Origin of the sequence: Actinoplanes sp. NPDC049802 (assembly GCF_040656595.1) — a bacterium.
Taxonomy (GTDB): Bacteria; Actinomycetota; Actinomycetes; order Mycobacteriales; family Micromonosporaceae; genus Actinoplanes.
On record NZ_JBFAMR010000029.1, the window covers coordinates 65,992 to 82,779 of the forward strand.

Here is a 16,788-nt window from a genome sequence, read left to right on the forward strand (position 1 = left end):
TCGTCACCCCGCCGGCGGGGTGAAGATCTGGAACTGGTTGCCCGACGGGTCGAGCACGTGGGCGAGGGCCAGACCGTCCGGCGTGGTCCGCTTCACCAGCACCTTCCCGCCGGCCGCCTCCGCCTGCCGGCAGGTGGCCTCGGTGTCGGCCACCACGACCGAGAAGACCGCGTGGTTCGGCCCCTCGCCCCGGGTGTTCGCGACGCCGCCCTGGAGGCCGCCCTCACCCGGTGTCGTGATGATCCGGTAGGCCGCGCCCGCCGTCTCGTCGTCGGCGAACGTCCATCCGAACAGGTCGCCGTAGAACCGCTCGGCGACCTCCGGCTGGTCGGTGCCGATCTGGAACCAGCCGATCTGGTTGACTGCCGTCATCGTCTTCTCCCTAGTGGTCGGAACAACGACCACTCTGGTCAAGCGCCACGACAGCGTCCTGTCGGCGTTTTCAAAAAGATCTCGGGGTACGCGTGACGCCGCCCACCGGCCCGGCGTGTGGTTTTCGGGTGCGGTACGCGCCCGAAACTCACACGCGGGTTGGGTCGTGCGTGCGTTGTGTCGGTGTGGTTTTCGGGTGCGGTACGCGCCCGAAACCCACACGCGGGTTGGGCCGTTGCGTCTGTTCAGTGCGGGTTCGCCGTCTGCGCCGGGGGAGATCGGTGGCCGCCCACCACGCCGACCGTCGCCTGCGCCCCGCTCCCACGGGACGGAACCTAGACCAGTCTCCGCACGTCGATCACCAGCTTGCCGGTGGTGACCCGGTCCTCCAGGTCGGCGTGCGCCCGGCCCACCCCGGACAGCGGGTAGCGCCCCCCGATCCGGGCGGTCAGCAGCCCCCGACCGGCCAGGTGGAACAGCCGGGCCGCGCTGGACCGGTAGAGCTCCTCGTCGTCGAGGACCCGTTGCAGCCGGAAGCCGAGCACCCCGGTCGACGACGTCATCAGATCGTCCACGGCGACGGTGCCGCGCACGTCGCTGACCCCGGCGTACGCCACGATCCGGCCGAACGGCGCCAGCTCCGCGCGCAGCCGCCCGAACGCCGGGCCGCCCACGCCGTCCAGCACCAGGGTGGGCGCCTCGTCCAGGAGCGGGTGGTTCGCGTCGACGGCCGCGTGTGCGCCCAGCTCCACGGCGAGTGCGCGCTCGGCCGGGGTCGAGACGGTCGCGATCACCCGGGCCCCGGCGGCGCGGGCCAGTTGCACGGCCAGGTGGCCCACCCCGCCCGCGGCGGCGGTCACCACCACCACGTCGTCCGCGGTGACCCGGCCCAGGGTGTGCAGGCTGTGCCAGGCGGTCAGGCCGTGCTCCAGCACCGCCAGGGCCTGCTCGTCGCCGACGTCCTCGGGCACCTCGACCGTGTGCCGGGGGCGGGCGGCGGTGACCTGCGCGTACCCGCCGGATCCGGGCAGGGCGGCGACCCGGCGGCCGTCCGAGCGGCGGCGGCCCACCACGTCGCCGCCGAGGATCGCGGGCAGCGGCGGCTTCCCGTGCTCGCCGCGGCGGAGGTGGACGTCGGCGTGGCCGACCCCGGCCAGGGCCACGTCGATGCGGTCGCCGTCCGGCTCCGGCGTCTCGGCGAGAGCGAACACCCCGGGGCCACCGAACGCGGTGATCACAGCGGCGAGCATGCCCCATTCAAACAGCACCGGCTAGCCTCGACACGTGGCCACCGCACTAGTCATCGAGAACGACCCCAGTGACGACCTCCGGCGCCTCGGCGACTGGCTGACCGAAGCCGGCCTGGAGCTCACCGTGCTCCGGCCGCACGCCGGTGACGGGCTGCCCGAGACGCTCGACGGCTGTCTGGCGCTCATCGTGCTGGGCGGCGATCAGAGCGCGTACCCGGCGCCCGACGGCACCCCCGGCGCCCCCTGGTTCCCGGCGCTGGAGGGGCTGCTGCGCAAGGCGGTCCGCCACCGGGTGCCCACCCTCGGGGTCTGTCTCGGCGGGCAACTGCTGGCCACCGCGCACGGCGGGCTCGTCGAGCGCGCCCCGTCCGGGCCGGAGATCGGGCCCGGGCTGGTCGGCAAGCGCGACGCCGCCGACAGCGACCCGCTGTTCAAGTGGGTGCCGCTGCTGCCCGACGTGCTCCAGTGGCACCGCGACGAGATCACCGAGCTGCCGCTGAACGCGACACTGCTGGCCGCGTCGTCGCGCTGCCCGAACCAGGCGTTCCGGATCGGCGACCGGGCCTGGGGCCTGCAGTTCCACATCGAGTGCGACGCCGACATGATCGCCGACTGGGTGCGCGCCGACAGCGACGTCCTGGCCGAGCTCGGCTACGACCCGGAGGCGGTGGTGCTGGCAACCGCCGGGGCGCTCGCCGACGTGGAGGAGGTCTGGCAGCCGTTCGCGGTCCGGTTCGCCTCCCTGGCGCTGGGCACCCTGCCGGACGCCGACATCCCGAACCAGGTCTTCGGCCGCACCCTGCCACTGCTGGGGCAGTGATGACCAGACCCACCCGGCTGGCCCGGTACGGGTTCGCCGACAACGGCGCCCGCGCGACCGACCTGCTCGGCCCGGACGGGCTGCGACTGTGGGACGGCGAGGCGCAGGCGCCGGTCGACGAGCGGGCCGCCGGGCTGCTCGACGCGCTCTCCAAGGCCGCCGACCCCAACCTGGCGCTGCGCCAGCTGCACCGCATCGTCGAGTCGGTGGAACGGCGCGGCGAGGATCCCGGCGAGCTGCTCGGGGCGCTGGCCGACGACCACGGGCTGCGGCGGCGGCTGCTCGCCGTGCTGGGCGCCTCGTCCACCCTCGGCGACCTGCTGGTGGCCAACCCGGGGGAGTGGCGGACGCTGTCCACCGGGCGCAGCGGCGGGCCGCCGGACGCGGACGGGGGCCTGGCCGGCTTCACGGAGCTGACCGTTCCGGCTCTGCGTACGGCGTACCGGATCTCGCTCCTGAGGATCGCGGCGGCCGACCTGACCGGCGGCAGAGGCCTGGAGCCCACCATGGCCGCGCTCTCCCGCCTGGCCGACGAGACGCTGGCCGCCGCCTACGCGATCGGGGTGGCCGCCCTGCCGGAGAGGGTGGCGGAGCCACGCCTCGCGGTCGTCGCGATGGGCAAGTGCGGCGGCAACGAGCTCAACTACGTCTCCGACGTCGACGTGATCTTCGTGGCGGCCGGTGACGAGGACCTGAGCGCCGGTACCACCGTCGCCGCCCGGATCATCGAGATCTGCGGGCAGGTGGCCTGGCCGGTGGACGCCGCGCTGCGCCCGGAGGGCAACCGCGGCCCGCTGGTGCGCACCCTCGCCAGCCATCAGGCCTACTACCGGCGCTGGGCGCGGACGTGGGAGTTCCAGGCGCTGCTCAAGGCCCGTCCGGCGGCCGGTGACCTGGCGCTCGCGCAGGAGTGGATCGCCGATCTGGCGCCGCTGGTGTGGCACGCCGCCGAGCGGCCGGAGGCGGTCGCCGACGTCCGCGACATGCGCCGCAAGATCATCGACAACGTGCCGAAGAAGGAACTGGACCGGGAGATCAAACGCGGTCCCGGCGGGCTGCGCGACATCGAGTTCGCGGTTCAGCTGCTTCAGCTCGTGCACGGCCGCGTCGACGAGACGCTGCGCGGCGGCGGCACGCTCCCGGCGCTGCGCGCCCTGGTCACCGGCGGCTACGTCGGCCGCGAGGACGGCGAGACGCTGCTGCGTGGCTACCGCTTCCTGCGCGGCGTCGAGCACCGGCTCCAACTTCAGCACCTTCGGCGTACGCACACCGTGCCGGACGATCCGGACGGTCTGCGCTGGCTCGCGGCCGCCCTGGGATACACCGCCCAGCCCGGCCGGGACGCCGTCGAGGCCTTCCGGTCCGACTGGGTCGGGCACGCCGCCAACGTCCGCCGCCTGCACGTCAAGCTGCTCTACCGGCCGCTGCTGGAGGCGGTCGCCCGGGTGCCCGCCGAGGAGCTGCGGATGACCCCGGAGTCGGCCCGCAAGCGCCTGGAGATCCTCGGGTTCGCCGACCCGGCCGGTGCGCTGCGGCATCTGGAGGCGCTGACCGGCGGGGTGACGCGGACCTCGGCGATCCAGCGGACCCTGCTGCCGATGCTGCTCCAGGATTTCGCCGACGCCCCGGAACCGGATCGTGGCCTGCTCAACTACCGGCAGGTGTCGGACAAGCTGGGCAGCACGCCGTGGTATCTGCGGCTGCTGCGTGACGGCGGCCCGGTGGCCCGCCGACTGGCCCGGGTGCTCAGCCTCTCCCGGTACGCCACCGACCTGCTCACCCGCGACCCGGAGGCGCTGCGCCTGCTCGCCGAGGACACCGAGTTGCAGCCCCGGCCCCGGGAGACGCTGCTGGACGGGTTCGCGGCGGCCGGCGACCGGCACACCGACCCGGTCAAGGCCATCGGCGCGGTCCGCGCGCTGCGCCGCCGGGAACTGTTCCGGCTGGCCAGTGCGGACATCCTGAGCCAGGGTGGTGAGCTGGCCCCGGATCGGCCGCTCGGCGTCGACGCCATCGGCGTGGCCCTCTCCGATGTCACCGACGCCACCCTCAACGCGGCGCTGCGGATCGCCCGGCGTGCCAAACCGGCCCCGGACGGGCTGCGGTTCGCGATCATCGGCATGGGCCGGCTGGGTGGGTACGAGTTGAGTTACCCGTCCGACGCCGACGTGCTGTTCGTCTACGAGCCGCCGGCCGGCTGCCCGGAGAACGAGGCCAGCGCCGCCGCGCACGCCATCGCCGAGGAGATGCGGCGCCTGCTCAGCGCGCCCGCCCCGGACCCGGCCCTCGGCGTCGACGCCGACCTGCGCCCGGAAGGCCGGCAGGGTCCGCTGGTGCGCAGCCTTCAGGCGTACCGGCAGTACTACGACCGCTGGTCGAAGGTGTGGGAGGCGCAGGCGCTGCTGCGGGCCCGTTTCGTCTGCGGCGACGTCGAGCTGGGCCGGCGGTTCGAGACGCTGGCCGACCGGATCCGCTACCCGTCCGGCGGCCTCACCCGCGAGCAGGTGGTCGAGATCCGGCGGATCAAGGCCCGGGTGGAGACCGAGCGGCTGCCCCGCGGCGCGGACCCGAACACGCATACCAAGCTGGGCCGGGGCGGTCTTTCCGACGTCGAGTGGGCGGTCCAGCTCACCCAGTTGCGGTTCGCTCACGCGGTGCCCGGGCTGCGCCGGACCCGGACCCTGGAGGCACTGGACGCGGCCGCCGGGGCGGATCTGATCAGCGCCTCGGACGCGGCCGAGATGACGGCCGGCTGGACGCTGGCCGCCCAGGTCCGCAACGCCCTCACCCTGGTCCGTGGCCGCCCCACCGACCAGCTGCCCCGGCACGGGGTCGAGCTGGCGGGCGCGGTGCTCCTGCTGGGCGGCGGCGACCCGGGTGAGTTCGTGGACCGGTACCTTCGGTTGACCCGGCGGTCCCGGGCCGCGATGGAGCGGGTGCTGGACTCCTGATCAGCACGGCTTGCTGGTGGCGTTTCCCCGGAGCAGGCGGTAGGTCTTCCCGGCGGCGCTGAGCAGGTAGGCGGCCCGCCATCGGGTGCAGGTCTCGTCGAGCCGTTCCGGTGGCCCGTGCCCTGCCTTCTGCCGGCTTCGGAAGGTCACCTCGGCCCGCAGCCGGCCGGACGCCGCCTCGGTGAGCCGGACCAGCACGATGTCGAAGTCCCGGGTGGTCGACGTGCCCTCGGCGAAGGCCGCCATCTGCCGGGCGTTCCGCGGATCGATCTCGCCGGCCGGGTCGAGGACTTCCGCCACGGCCCGGTAGTCGCGCTCGTTGATGCCGCCGAAATAGGTGTCGAACATGGCCGCCACGTCCGGGGCCCGCGGATCGGTGACGGCGGCGTCCACGGTGACCAGGCCGGCCCCGTCGTTCTCCAGGATCGGGGCGGGTGTCGCGCTGGGCACCGGTGCGACCGTGCGCGGCGGGGCGACGGCGGCGGTCCGTTCCGAGCCCAGCAGGCGTGGCCCACCCACGACAGCGGCCGTGATCAGGGCGGCGACCAGGACCGCGATCGGCAGGGCGGGCAGCAGCCGGTTCCGGCCCTCCGTCGCCGGCGGTTCCGGGTCGGCTGCCTGAGGGATCCACAGCGGCGCCGGTTCCGGCGGTTCCCAGACGCGGGCCCGCGGCGGGGCGTCCCACGGCCGCGGCGCCGGGCGGGGACGGCGGCAGACGCGGCACTCGTCCGGGACGTCGGTGTTCCGCTCCCCGCAATCGATACAGACCCACATGCATCTGACAACGAGGCCGGCCCATCCAGGGCGGCGGATGTCACGCGTGCGGGTGTCATCCGGTCGCGGCAGCGATCACCCTTGTCAGCGCGGCGTGCACCTGTCGCAGCTCCTCTATCGGCATGCCGAGGCGTGCGACCACGGCGGGCGGGATGCGCTCCGCCTCGGCCCGCAGCGCCCGGCCCCGCTCGGTCAGCGTGATCGCCAGACTGCGCTCGTCGGCGCGGTCCCGCTCGCGGCGCAGGTAGCCGATCGCCTCCAGGCGCTTGAGCAGCGGCGACAGCGTGCCCGGGTCGAGTTGCAGCAACTCGGACAGGCGGCGCACGGAGAGCGGGGCGTGCTGCCAGAGGGCGAGCATCACCAGGTACTGAGGGTGGGTGAGGCCCATCGGCTCCAGCAGCGGGCGATAGATCGCCACGACGCTGCGGGCGGCCACCGACAACGCGAAGCAGACCTGCTGCTCCAGCGCCAGCGGATCTGCGACGGGATCACTCATCACCGGCTACTCTAGCAACCGTTGGGGCACCAACCATTGGCCTGCAAACTGTTTGAGGAGCGTGTCGTGTCCAGGTTCTCGGAGTGGTTCCACCGCACCTTCGACGACTGGGCCTTCCGGTCCTTCATCGGCCCGGCACAGACCGACGGCGCCGTCCAGGGCTGCGACGAGGCCGCACGCGAGCAGTGGAAACGCGACCTGGAGAACCGGAAGCGCTACACCCGCGAGCAGCGCGAGCGCAAACGCGCCGAGCGCGAGGCCCGGCAGACCGGGATCAACTGAGCGCCGCCCGGCAGCCGCTCGTCAGCACTTTCGCGGTCCAGGAGGGCCTCGCGGAACAGCGGAGCCAGGTCGGCGGCCGGCCCGCCGGCGGACGCCTCGGCGATGCCGAACCCGGTGGCATCGTTGCGAACCCCAGTCGATGCCCGCGAACATCGCCGCAGCTCAGAACAGGCTGCTCGTCAGCGTGTAGCGCCCGGCCGCCGGGACCCGGACCCGGGTCCACTCGCCGTCGGCGGTGACCGTGGCGCCTCCGGAGGCGGTCAGCGAGCGGTGGTGCCGCACCCGGACGGCGACGTCGCCGGCGACGGGCGCGTCGAAGACGATCGCCACGGCGTTCTGGCTGGTCAAGGTGGCCGGGGCGGCCACGATCGGTCGGGGGTCGGCCACCGCGTACAGGCGCCAGTGCGCGTCGCTCCAGATCAGCGACAGATACGGCAGACCGTCAGTGACCATCCGCGCCTCGGTGCGGCCGGGCCAGGCGAGCTCGACGTCGGGGACGGCCACGAACTGCACCGCCTCCTCGTCCAGCCAGGCCCGGTAGGAGTCGGCGGTCAGCGCCACGCCGGTTCCGGCCGCGCCCGGGACGGTGGTGAAGAACAGCGGGTTCCGGTCGATGTCGGCCTGCCGCAGCCAGCCCCGGGCCAGCGGGACGCCGCCCATCGAGGCGGCCTCCCAGTAGGCCCGGGTGGTGGGGATCTCCACCCGGCCGGTCAGCGTCTCGCTCGCCAGCCGGTCCAACAGCGGCCGGAAGTAGGCCGGATCCGTCGACGGGTTCCCGATGTCGCGCACGTCACCCGGCACGACCACCGGCTGCCACCACGCCACCGCGACGATCACCGCGATCAGGACGGGCACCGGCATCCCGCGGCGTGTCCCGGCAGGCGTTCCTTCCCCACCAGCCGGGGTACGGGGAACCGCGTCCACAGAAGCACGCGGAACCGCTCGTTCGGGTGCGTGGGATGTCGTGTGTTCAGCGGCACGTGGACCCGCTCGTTCGGGCGCGTGGCGAATCGCGTGATGGGGCGACCGGGTGAGTAGCCGACGTGGCATCTCCGCGTAGGCCGCCAGCACCGGCAGCGCGAACATCGTCACGAGGCGGGTCGCGTTCAGGCCCACCGGGGTGTGGAGCAGCGCGGCCGCCAGCACCCCGGCCGACGACAGCAGCGCCCCGATCCGGACCGGCCGCAGCGGCACGAGCACGGCCACCACCAGCCCGGTCACCACGGCGTGCAGGGTGTCGGTGCGGCTGATGTTCATCCACCCGCCGTCGCCGAAGAACAGCGCCGTGATCGCGAGCGGCACGGCGGCCGGCACCGCGAGCAGCAGCCCGTCCCCGATCCGCCGTCCGGCCAGCGTGGCTGGTGTGGGTTCGTCCGCGTCTCGGTGGGCGGCCGGTGTGGGCCCGTCGCCACCTGCGCGGGGTGGGGACGGCGGTGCTCCGTGGCGGTCCCGGCGGGCTAGGGCCCGGACCGGCGAGACGCCCGGCAGGACGGCGGACAGGATCAGTGCGACGCCGGCCAGACCGGTGAAGAGGCCGGCGACCGGGCTGGCCGCCCCGGCCAGGAATGCGGCGACGGCGGCGAACCGGCGCCACCGCGGGAAGGTGAGCAGCACCATCGCCGCGAGCCCGAAGCAGACCCCGAGGCCGTACGTGACCCGGCCGCTGATCAGGTTTCCGGCGAATCCGGCCACCCCGAGCAGCGCGCCGGGCAGGGGCCGGGCCGCGCCGGTCCGGCGGAACAGGACGGCCAGCAGCACCGGGCCGGCGACCAGGGTGAGCGCGCCGGTCACCCGGACCCCGAGCAGGGCCATCACCGGCTGTGACACCAGGCTGTAGCCGAACTGCTCGACCCCCGCGTACCACCGCAGATCGACCGGGGTGAGGCCGTGCTCGGCGAAGAATCCGGCCCGGGCCACCTGGGCGGCCAGGTCCGAGCCCATCGGCGGCGACAGGAGGTAGCCGACGGCGAGGAGCACCGCCACCAGCGCGGTGATCCACTCCAGCCGGTGCCGGGCCCACATCCCGTCGACACTACCGCCAGACGATCGGTAGCAGCCTGTCACGGTAGGGTCCCTGTCATGCCCCGACCCCGTCTCGTCCGTTACCTGGGCCTGGCAGGGAGTCTGTCGCTGGCGGGGGCGGCCTGGCTGGGCGGGGCGAGCAGCCCGTGGGAACCCACCGTGACGCCGCGCACCATTCTGGCCGGGCGGGACGGGGTGCTGCTGCCGCTCTGCTGGCTGCTCGGCACGGCCCTGCTGATCGGCGCCTGGTGGGCCGGGCGGCGGGTGGTGCCGGGCCTGCGGTGGGCCTACGTCACGGCGGGGCTGTGGGCACTGCCGCTGCTTCCGTTCCTGCCGCTGGGCAGTTACGACGTCTACTCGTACGCCTGCCAGGGCTGGCAGCAGGCGGCCGGGCTCGACCCGTACGCCGGAGGGGTTGATCTCGTCGGTTGTCCCTGGGCCGACGCCGTGGCGCCGACCTGGCGCACCTCCCCGGCCCCGTACGGCCCGGTGTTCCTGGTCCTGGCGGCGACGGCCGCGAAGCTGGGCGGCTCGCTCACCGGGACCGTCGCCATGCTCCGCCTGATCGCCGTGCTCGGTGTCGCGGCGCTCGGCTGGTGTCTGCCGAAGCTCGCGCGCCGTGCCGGGGTGCAGCCCGAGCGTGCGGTGTGGCTGGTGCCGGCGTGCCCGCTGGTGCCGATCCACCTGATCTCCGGCGCCCACAACGAGGCCGTGATGGTGGCCCTGATGGTGGGCGGGCTGACCGCGGCCGTCGCCCGCCGCCCGCTGCTCGCCGGGATCCTGCTGGGCCTGGCCGTCGGGGTGAAGGCGACCGCGGGCGTGGTGCTGCCGTTCGCGGTGCTGCTCTTCCCGTCGCTGTCCCGGAAGGCGGTGCTGGCCGGGGGTGCGGCGGGCGCGCTGGCGGCCGTCTCGTTCGGGTCCGGGCTCGGCCTGGGCTGGGTGTCCGGCCTGGCCGGGAGCGGGGTGTCGGTGCAGTGGACCGCACCGGCGACCGCGATCGGGATGACGCTGGAGCTGTTCGGTGTGCCCGGAGCGGTGGCCGTCACCCGGATCCTGGGGTTGATCGCGCTGGCCGGGGTACTCGTGGCCCTGTGGCTGCGCGCCCGCCGACGCGACCCGCTTCTGTACGCCGGCCTGGCGCTGGCCGCGACCGTGCTGCTCGCGCCGGTGTTCCACCCGTGGTACGCGCTGTGGCCGCTGGCCGTCCTGGCCGTCACCGTGCGGCGGGACACCCGGTGGCTGGTGGCGCCGCCCGCGGTGGCCGCTGCCCTGTGCCTGCCGGACGGCTACAACCTGGCCCTGGCCACCAAGGCCCAGGGCGCGATCGTGATGACCCTGCTCGCCGGTTACCTAGCGTGGAAAGTGCTACATGAAGCAAAAAGCGATAGTCGCCGTCCTGGTGCTGATCACGGTGACGCTGATCGTCGTCAGCGGGCTCCGTAACACCTGGTTCGACTCGCGCGTCTACTACGGGGCGATCGTCTACTGGTTCCGCGACGGCGGCATGGTCTACGACTTCCTGCGGCCGGGCACCCCGTACGGGTTCACGTACCCGCCGTTCGCCGGTCTGATCATGTCGCCGATGACCCTGCTGCCGCTGTTCGGCGTGATGACCGTCGCGACGGTCATGACGGTGGTGACCACCGCGCTGCTGACGTACTGGCTGGTGGGGCCGGAGATCGAGCGCCGGGGGTGGACGCCGCGGTTCGCCCTCGCCGTGGCGGTCTGTCTGGCGCTGGCCTTCGAACCGGTCCGCGAGACGATCACTTTCGGCCAGGTCAACACGCTGCTGCTGGCCCTGGTCGCCGGGGACATGCTGTTCGGCCTGGCCCGCGGCCGGAAGTGGGCCGGCGTCGGCATCGGCCTGGCCACCGCGATCAAACTGACTCCCGGCGTCTTCATCCTCTACCTGCTGGTCACCCGGCGCTGGCGGGCCGCGGCCACGGCGATCGGCGCGGCGGCCGGGGCCACCCTGCTGGCCGGGGCGGTCTTCCCGGACGAGTCCCGCGAGTTCTGGACGTCGGCGCTGTGGGACACCAACCGGGTCGGCCCGCTCTACTACCTGTCCAACCAGTCGGAACGCGGCCTGCTGGCCCGGCTGCCGATCGACACGATCGAGTCGCGGGTGTGGCTGGCCTGCGTCCTGGCGACACTCGCGCTGTGGGCCTGGCGGGTGTCGGCGCACCGCGACGACGTGCTCGGCGGCCTGGCCCTGACCGGCATCCTGGGCTGCCTGATCAGCCCGGTCACCTGGATCCACCACTGTGTGTGGCTGATCCCGGCGCTGGCCCGGTGCATCCTCCTCGGCCGCCCCTATCTGGGCTGGTCGGCGTACCTTCTGATGACCTCGCACGTGACGTGGCTGTGGGAGGCGCGGCCCCGGCCCCCGCTGGAGCTCATCGGCGGCAACACCTATGTCTGGTTGAGCCTGGCGCTGCTGATCCGGACACCGCTCGGCGCCCGCCGTCCGTCCGGCGTCCACGAACCGGACAAGATCACCGTGTAGTCCATGCGCATGTCCATTCGCCGGGCGGCACCTATCTCGCGCAGCTTCAGCCACCCGTCAACATCACCCCTTGACGGCACCGTCGAAGGGCGGTCCGGGGCGGACGTCGAGCAGGTGTCAGTCCGAGACCAGTCATCCCTCGCTCACCACAGGCGACGAAGACCGGCCCGACGACCGTCCGGTGGCGATCGTCGCCCAGGCCGGTCACCTGCGGCGCATCCTGGTGGTGGTCGCCCCGCGGGCGCTGCGCCGCCCGTACCTCGGCGTCGTTGTTCCCGGCGGCGTGCCAGAGAGTCCGCTGGCCATGCCGGTGAGCCGCCTGATAAGTGCGGGCCTGCCCCGAGACCCGGCGCGCGTGATCGCCATCGCCACCCGCCGCGCCGAACGTCTGTGGGGTCTCGCCCGCATGACGGGTAAACGCTCCTACCACTGAGCGGCGTCACGGCCAGCCGAGCCGGGAGACGACCGGATCGGTCCCCAGCCATGGGGTGCTCCCCGGGCGATGGCCGCCCGCCCGACGGTTCGTATGGCGAGGACTCCGCACGACTGACGAGTGGGCAGATTGGTCTCGTTCGCTGGGGTGAGAGCCTTGACGTTCCGTCATGCCGGCGGCGTGCGAGGGCTTGCCTATGATCGGCGCCAAGTGTTGATCAAGCCAGGCTGATGGTCGGCTGATGTGTCAGAGCAGGGCGAGCCTGTCCAGCAGCAACTCCACCCTCGGCTCGGTGTTCTCCGGCAGTAGCCGTCCAGTTCGGGTCAGGGTGACCAGGCCGTGCAGGGACGCCCAGAACACCTCGGTGAACAGCGCGGGGTCGACGTCATCCCCGGCGACCTCGCTCAGGCACTCCAGCAGCGCGGCGAAAGCGTCCTTGAGCGGTTGTGGGGTGCCTTCCTGCGCGTATGCAAGCCCGCCGTCGAGCTGGAACAGGGCGTCGTAGACCGCCGGGTTGCGTGCGGCGAAGTCAAGGTAGGTGCGCGCGAGGGCGGCGACCCGTTCGCGAGGTCTGCCCATCGCGTCGGTCGCGGCCCGCACCGCCGCGGCCATCTCGGTGGCGCCCTGGAGGGCGACGGCACCGATGATCTCTCGCTTGCCGCGGAAATGGCTGTAGAGGACGGGCTGGCTGTACTCGATGCACTCGGCGAGCCGACGGGTGGTGACCGCATCCCAGCCCTGCTGCTCGGCGAGATCCCGGGCTGTCGCCACGATGAGGCGCTCACGCTCCGCTCGTTCGCGTCCCTTGCGTTCCTGAACCGACATGACACGATCCTAGCATCGCTAGGAAATCGAGCGACGCAATGCTAGCGTTGCCCCAGAATCTAGCAATGCTAGGAACGGGAGGCGTCATGCTCAGCGCACTCGAGGTCGTCACCACCGTGGTCGTCGGTGTGATGGTGGGGGTGGAGTTCTCCGTCGCCTTCGTCATCAACCCGATCCTCAACGCCCTTCCCGCAGACAGTGGCCAACTCGGCCGCGCCCACGGGGGCCGGATGCTCGGCGCCGTGATGCCGGTCTGGTACATCAGTTCGCTCATCCTCGTCGCGATCTGGGCAACCGCCGGATGGCGCCACCATGACGTCGGCCTCGTCGTCACCGCCGGCGCACTTCTGATCCTCAGTGTGATCATGTCGATCCTGCTGCTCGTCCCGATCAACAACCGCAGCAAGACGTGGACCCCCGAGAACCGGCCCGCCGACTGGAAGCAGCAGACCAGCCGCTGGGACCGCTTTCACTACGTCCGCGTCGCCGTCATCATCGCCGCCTTCGTCCTGCTGGTCTCCGCCCTCACCTGAGCCGGCCGTGAGCTGGGATGCCGACCTGCCGCACCGCCCTGCCCCGGAACCCGGCCGACGTGATCACGGTCGCCACCCGCCGGGCCGAACGCCTGACGCGGGGCTTCGGTTACTGACCGGTGCGCGGGTCGTCCTCGGGTACCACCCCGGGGGCGACCGTGGTACCTGCGGTGTACCGCAGAACCGATCTGCGGGTCGACGACGGCGGGCGCCGCCGTCCCTAGCGTCGAACCGTGAGCGTTTCCACTACGAAAACCAAGCCCGCGGTGCAGGTCAGCGACCTGACGAAGGTGTACGGCAGCGGCGAGACGGCGGTGTCCGCGCTGGCCGGGGTGACCCTCGACTTCCCCGCCGGCCGGTTCACCGCGATCATGGGCCCGTCCGGCTCCGGCAAGTCCACCCTGATGCACTGCGCCGCCGGGCTGGACACGGCGACCGGCGGCACCGTACGCCTCGGCGACACCGACCTGACCCGGCTCCGCGACGCCGAACTGACCCGGCTGCGCCGCGACCGGATCGGCTTCATCTTCCAGGCGTTCAACCTGCTGCCCATGCTGACCGCCGAGCAGAACATCACACTGCCGCTGGAACTGGCCGGCCGTACCCCGGACCGGGACTGGCTGGCGCACCTCGTGGACGTCCTGGGCCTGCGTGAGCGGCTCGGGCACCGGCCCGCGCAGCTGTCCGGCGGACAGCAGCAACGGGTGGCCTGCGCCCGGGCGCTGCTCGGCCGCCCCGAGGTGATCTTCGCGGATGAGCCGACCGGCAACCTGGACTCCGCGGCCAGTGGTGAGGTGCTGGCGTTCCTGCGTCGTTGTGTCCGGGAGATGGGCCAGACGGTGGTCATGGTGACCCACGATCCGGTGGCCGCCGGGTACGCCGACGAGGTGGTCCTGCTGCGCGACGGCAGGCCGGCCGGTTCGATCGACGAGCCGACACCGGACTCGGTGCTGGCCGCGCTGAAGCTGCTGGGGGCCTGACCCATGGTCCGCGTCACCCTGGCCCGGCTGCGGGCCCGCCCGCTGCGCCTGGCCGCCACCGCGCTGTCGGTGGTGCTCGGCGTCGCCCTCGTCGCCGGCACTCTGATCTTCAGCGACACCGCCCGTGCCGCCCTGTACGACAGCGTCGCCCGCACCGCCCGCAACGTCGACGTGGCCGTCCGCGCGCCGCACGGCTCGTCGCGCTCGGACCTGCCGCGCTCGGTCGTCGACACGATCCGTGCCGTTCCCGGCGTCTCCGCGGTGGAGGGCCGCAACTCGCAGAGTCTGCCGCTGCTGTCCCGGGACGGCAAGGTGGTCGGCGACGCCCAGCACTCCGGGCTGGCCCTGTCCGCCGGTGAGCATCCGAAGCTGCGCCCGTACGACGTGGTGTCCGGGACCGTACCGGCCGCGCCGGGCCAGGCCCTGCTGGACAGCGACACGGCCGGGCACACCGGTTACCACGTCGGCGACACCGTCACGGTGCTGGACGCCCGGCAGCGGCGGCACACCCTGACCCTGGTGGGCATCGCCGGTCTGGGCGCCGCCCGGCAGTACGCCGACCGCTCCGTGCTGGTCCTCACCGACGCCGACCTGACCGCGCTCACCGGCGCCCACGGTTTCCGGGAGGTGGTGATCGCCGCCGCACCCGGGGTGTCCCAGGCGGCCCTGTCCGAGCGGGTCCGCGCCGCCCTGCCGCACCAGGACCGGATCAGCACCGGCACCCGGTACCGCGAGGACCTGGCCACCGCGGCGATCGGTCAGCTCGGCTCGTTCCAGCACGTCCTGCTGGTTTTCGCGATCATCGCCTGCGTGGTGGCGGTGTTCGTCATCTACAACACCTTCACCATCCTGATCGCCCAGCGGATCCGTGAACTGGCCCTGCTGCGCTGCGTGGGCGCCGGGCGCCGGCAGGTGTTCGCGTCGGTGCTGCTGGAGGCGGCCGTGGTCGGCCTGGTCGGCGCGGTCTGCGGGGTCGCCCTGGGCATGCTCGTCGCCTACGGCCTGTTCCACGGCTTGAACGGGCTGGTCACCACGCTGCCCGCGCACCCGCTGGTGCTGACCGCCGCTCCGGTGGCGGCCGGTCTGCTGCTCGGCGTCGCGGTCACGGCCGTGTCGGCGGTGGTGCCGGCGATCCGGGCCACCCGGGTCCGGCCGGTGGCGGCGCTGGCCGTGTCGGCCGGGGTCACCGGCGCCCGGCGGCGGACCCGGGTCGTGCTCTCGGCGACCGCGGCGTTGTGCGCGGTCGCCGGCACCCTGTTGACCGTGGCCGGTTCGCAGGGGGAGGGCAACACCGCGATTCTCGAGGTGGTGATCGGCGGCATGGTCAACTTCCTGGCGGTGCTGCTGCTGTCACCGCTGTTCCTCGGCCGGCTGATCACGGTGCTGGGCTGGCTGCCCGTCCGGCTGCTCGGGGTGCCGGCGCGGTTGGCGGTGGCGAACGGGCGACGCAACCCCGGCCGTACCGCGACGACCACGGCGACGCTGATGATCGCGGTGGGGCTGATGGCCGCGGCGAGCGTGACCCTGTCGTCGGTGGAGCAGACGGCGCGGACCCAGATCACCACGTACCTGCCGGTCGACTTCATCCTCCAGCCGGACCGGGCCGGCGGCCCGGACGCGCGGGTCCCGGCCGCGGTCGCGCAGCGGTTGCGCGGCGCCGACGGGATCGGCGCGGTCGCCGAGGTACGGGTCGTCACGGCCACCGTGGACGGCTCGAGCGTCGAGGCCGGCGCCGTGGACCCCGGCGGCACCGGGGTCCTGGTCCGGCCGTACGTCTCCGCCGGCGAGTACGCCCGGTTCCGGCCCGGTACCGCCATCGCCTTCGCCGGCAGCGGCCCGATCGGCGCGCGCAAGGTCGGCGACCAGGTCACGGTCACCAGGAACGGCCGCTCCACGACGGTGACCGTGGTGGCCGTGGCACACGCCGCCAGACAGTTCGGTGACCTGCTGCTGAACTGGCCGGATCTCACCGCCGTGGCCGGTGCGGACGGAGACACCATGGTCGGGGTGAAGGCCGCGGACGGGAGCGTCCCGCGGGCCCGGACCGCCGTGGAGACGGTCACCGCGGACTACCCGCTGGTGACGATGAACTCCCTGGCCGGCTGGCGGCAGCGGACCACCGCGACGCTGGGCCAGCTGCTCGGGGTGGTCGACGCCCTGCTCGGGTTCGCCATCGTGATCTCGCTGATCGGTGTCGTCAACACGATGTCGCTGTCCGTGCTGGAACGCACCCGCGAGTCGGCCACCCTGCGGGCGCTCGGCCTGACCCGCGGCCGGCTGCGCGTCACGATGCTTCTCGAGGCGCTGCTGATGGGCGCGGTGGGCGCCCTGGTCGGGATCGGGTTCGGGCTGCTGTACGGGTCGGCCACCAGCCGGGTGATGTACGTCGGGTTCACCACCGCCATCACCGTCCCGTGGGGACGGCTGGCCTGCTACGTCGCGGTGGCGGCCGGGGCCGCGGTGCTGGCGGCGGTCCTGCCGGCCCGCCTGGCGGCCCGATCCTCGATCGTGGCGGGTATGGCCGACACCTGAGCGGTTGCGGCG

At 73.2% G+C, this 16,788-nt stretch carries 15 protein-coding genes; 9 read left to right on the forward strand and 6 right to left on the reverse strand.

Going from position 1 to position 16,788, the window contains the following annotated elements; genetic code table 11:
- Nucleotides 1–3: 3 nt before the first annotated feature.
- Nucleotides 4–372: a VOC family protein gene (locus tag AB0I88_RS21215; protein WP_361026911.1), complete on the reverse strand. Its 369-nt coding sequence runs from the start codon at nucleotides 370–372 to the stop codon at nucleotides 4–6.
- A 335-nt stretch (nucleotides 373–707) separates the two neighbouring features.
- Nucleotides 708–1,622: a zinc-binding dehydrogenase gene (locus AB0I88_RS21220; RefSeq protein ID WP_361026914.1), complete on the reverse strand. Its 915-nt coding sequence runs from the start codon at nucleotides 1,620–1,622 to the stop codon at nucleotides 708–710.
- Between the two features lie 34 nt (nucleotides 1,623–1,656).
- On the opposite strand from AB0I88_RS21220, the gene AB0I88_RS21225 reads away from it, so the two are divergent.
- On the forward strand, nucleotides 1,657–2,442 hold the full coding sequence (locus AB0I88_RS21225; protein WP_361026917.1) for a type 1 glutamine amidotransferase: 786 nt from the start codon (nucleotides 1,657–1,659) through the stop codon (nucleotides 2,440–2,442).
- Nucleotides 2,442–5,393 carry a bifunctional [glutamine synthetase] adenylyltransferase/[glutamine synthetase]-adenylyl-L-tyrosine phosphorylase gene (locus AB0I88_RS21230; RefSeq protein ID WP_361026920.1) on the forward strand — a complete coding sequence of 984 codons (2,952 nt, stop codon included), beginning with the start codon at nucleotides 2,442–2,444 and terminating at the stop codon, nucleotides 5,391–5,393. Before AB0I88_RS21225 ends, AB0I88_RS21230 begins: the two co-directional genes overlap by 1 nt.
- Here the strand turns inward: AB0I88_RS21230 and AB0I88_RS21235 are convergent, their stop codons facing one another.
- Both AB0I88_RS21235 and AB0I88_RS21240 read right to left on the reverse strand, forming a co-directional pair.
- Nucleotides 5,394–6,167 (reverse strand): hypothetical protein, encoded by a 774-nt coding sequence (locus AB0I88_RS21235; protein WP_361026923.1) that lies wholly within the window; start codon nucleotides 6,165–6,167, stop codon nucleotides 5,394–5,396. It abuts the gene before it with no gap.
- Between the two features lie 55 nt (nucleotides 6,168–6,222).
- Nucleotides 6,223–6,663, reverse strand: a complete 441-nt coding sequence (locus AB0I88_RS21240; protein ID WP_361026926.1) for a MarR family transcriptional regulator — start codon at nucleotides 6,661–6,663, stop codon at nucleotides 6,223–6,225.
- A gap of 66 nt (nucleotides 6,664–6,729) precedes the next feature.
- Here AB0I88_RS21240 and AB0I88_RS21245 point away from each other — a divergent pair, with 66 nt between their 5' ends.
- On the forward strand, nucleotides 6,730–6,945 hold the full coding sequence (locus AB0I88_RS21245; protein ID WP_361026929.1) for a hypothetical protein: 216 nt from the start codon (nucleotides 6,730–6,732) through the stop codon (nucleotides 6,943–6,945).
- Nucleotides 6,946–7,107: 162 nt separating this feature from the next.
- Here AB0I88_RS21245 and AB0I88_RS21250 read toward each other — a convergent pair whose 3' ends face one another.
- Nucleotides 7,108–8,967, reverse strand: a complete 1,860-nt coding sequence (locus tag AB0I88_RS21250) for a hypothetical protein (protein WP_361026932.1) — start codon at nucleotides 8,965–8,967, stop codon at nucleotides 7,108–7,110.
- A 57-nt stretch (nucleotides 8,968–9,024) separates the two neighbouring features.
- On the opposite strand from AB0I88_RS21250, the gene mptB reads away from it, so the two are divergent.
- The 3 genes from mptB (at nucleotide 9,025) to AB0I88_RS21265 (ending at nucleotide 11,906) form a co-directional block, all read left to right on the forward strand.
- Nucleotides 9,025–10,410 carry a polyprenol phosphomannose-dependent alpha 1,6 mannosyltransferase MptB gene (gene mptB, locus AB0I88_RS21255; protein ID WP_361026935.1) on the forward strand — a complete coding sequence of 462 codons (1,386 nt, stop codon included), beginning with the start codon at nucleotides 9,025–9,027 and terminating at the stop codon, nucleotides 10,408–10,410.
- Entirely contained in the window at nucleotides 10,337–11,473 is a 1,137-nt protein-coding gene (locus tag AB0I88_RS21260) for a glycosyltransferase 87 family protein (RefSeq protein WP_361026938.1), read from the forward strand. The genes mptB and AB0I88_RS21260 overlap by 74 nt, the downstream gene beginning before the upstream one ends.
- A 181-nt stretch (nucleotides 11,474–11,654) precedes the next feature.
- Nucleotides 11,655–11,906, forward strand: coding sequence for a hypothetical protein (locus AB0I88_RS21265; protein ID WP_361026941.1), 252 nt, complete (start codon nucleotides 11,655–11,657; stop codon nucleotides 11,904–11,906).
- A 246-nt stretch (nucleotides 11,907–12,152) separates the two neighbouring features.
- Here the strand turns inward: AB0I88_RS21265 and AB0I88_RS21270 are convergent, their stop codons facing one another.
- Complete coding sequence (locus AB0I88_RS21270) at nucleotides 12,153–12,731, reverse strand: TetR/AcrR family transcriptional regulator (protein WP_361026944.1); 579 nt, start codon at nucleotides 12,729–12,731, stop codon at nucleotides 12,153–12,155.
- Nucleotides 12,732–12,817: 86 nt separating this feature from the next.
- Between AB0I88_RS21270 and AB0I88_RS21275 the strand changes: the two genes are divergently transcribed.
- From AB0I88_RS21275 to AB0I88_RS21285, 3 genes are all read left to right on the forward strand, one after another.
- The gene (locus AB0I88_RS21275; RefSeq protein ID WP_361026947.1) at nucleotides 12,818–13,264 is read left to right on the forward strand and encodes a DUF1772 domain-containing protein; all 447 of its coding nucleotides are present in this window, start codon (nucleotides 12,818–12,820) and stop codon (nucleotides 13,262–13,264) included.
- A 233-nt stretch (nucleotides 13,265–13,497) separates the two neighbouring features.
- The gene (locus AB0I88_RS21280; RefSeq protein WP_361026950.1) at nucleotides 13,498–14,244 is read left to right on the forward strand and encodes an ABC transporter ATP-binding protein; all 747 of its coding nucleotides are present in this window, start codon (nucleotides 13,498–13,500) and stop codon (nucleotides 14,242–14,244) included.
- Between the two features lie 3 nt (nucleotides 14,245–14,247).
- Nucleotides 14,248–16,776 carry an FtsX-like permease family protein gene (locus AB0I88_RS21285; protein WP_361026953.1) on the forward strand — a complete coding sequence of 843 codons (2,529 nt, stop codon included), beginning with the start codon at nucleotides 14,248–14,250 and terminating at the stop codon, nucleotides 16,774–16,776.
- The last annotated feature ends 12 nt before the right edge of the window (nucleotides 16,777–16,788 follow it).

Coding starts and splice junctions, on each gene's coding strand:
- mptB (WP_361026935.1), top strand. CDS start 9,025: ATGCCCCGACCCCGTCTCGTCCGTTACCTGGGCCTGGCAGGGAGTCTG.
- AB0I88_RS21230 (WP_361026920.1), top strand. CDS start 2,442: ATGACCAGACCCACCCGGCTGGCCCGGTACGGGTTCGCCGACAACGGC.
- AB0I88_RS21260 (WP_361026938.1), top strand. CDS start 10,337: ATGAAGCAAAAAGCGATAGTCGCCGTCCTGGTGCTGATCACGGTGACG.
- AB0I88_RS21275 (WP_361026947.1), top strand. CDS start 12,818: ATGCTCAGCGCACTCGAGGTCGTCACCACCGTGGTCGTCGGTGTGATG.
- AB0I88_RS21285 (WP_361026953.1), top strand. CDS start 14,248: ATGGTCCGCGTCACCCTGGCCCGGCTGCGGGCCCGCCCGCTGCGCCTG.
- AB0I88_RS21215 (WP_361026911.1), bottom strand. CDS start 372: ATGACGGCAGTCAACCAGATCGGCTGGTTCCAGATCGGCACCGACCAG.
- AB0I88_RS21240 (WP_361026926.1), bottom strand. CDS start 6,663: ATGAGTGATCCCGTCGCAGATCCGCTGGCGCTGGAGCAGCAGGTCTGC.
- AB0I88_RS21235 (WP_361026923.1), bottom strand. CDS start 6,167: ATGTGGGTCTGTATCGATTGCGGGGAGCGGAACACCGACGTCCCGGAC.
- AB0I88_RS21270 (WP_361026944.1), bottom strand. CDS start 12,731: ATGTCGGTTCAGGAACGCAAGGGACGCGAACGAGCGGAGCGTGAGCGC.
- AB0I88_RS21250 (WP_361026932.1), bottom strand. CDS start 8,967: ATGTGGGCCCGGCACCGGCTGGAGTGGATCACCGCGCTGGTGGCGGTG.
- AB0I88_RS21220 (WP_361026914.1), bottom strand. CDS start 1,622: ATGCTCGCCGCTGTGATCACCGCGTTCGGTGGCCCCGGGGTGTTCGCT.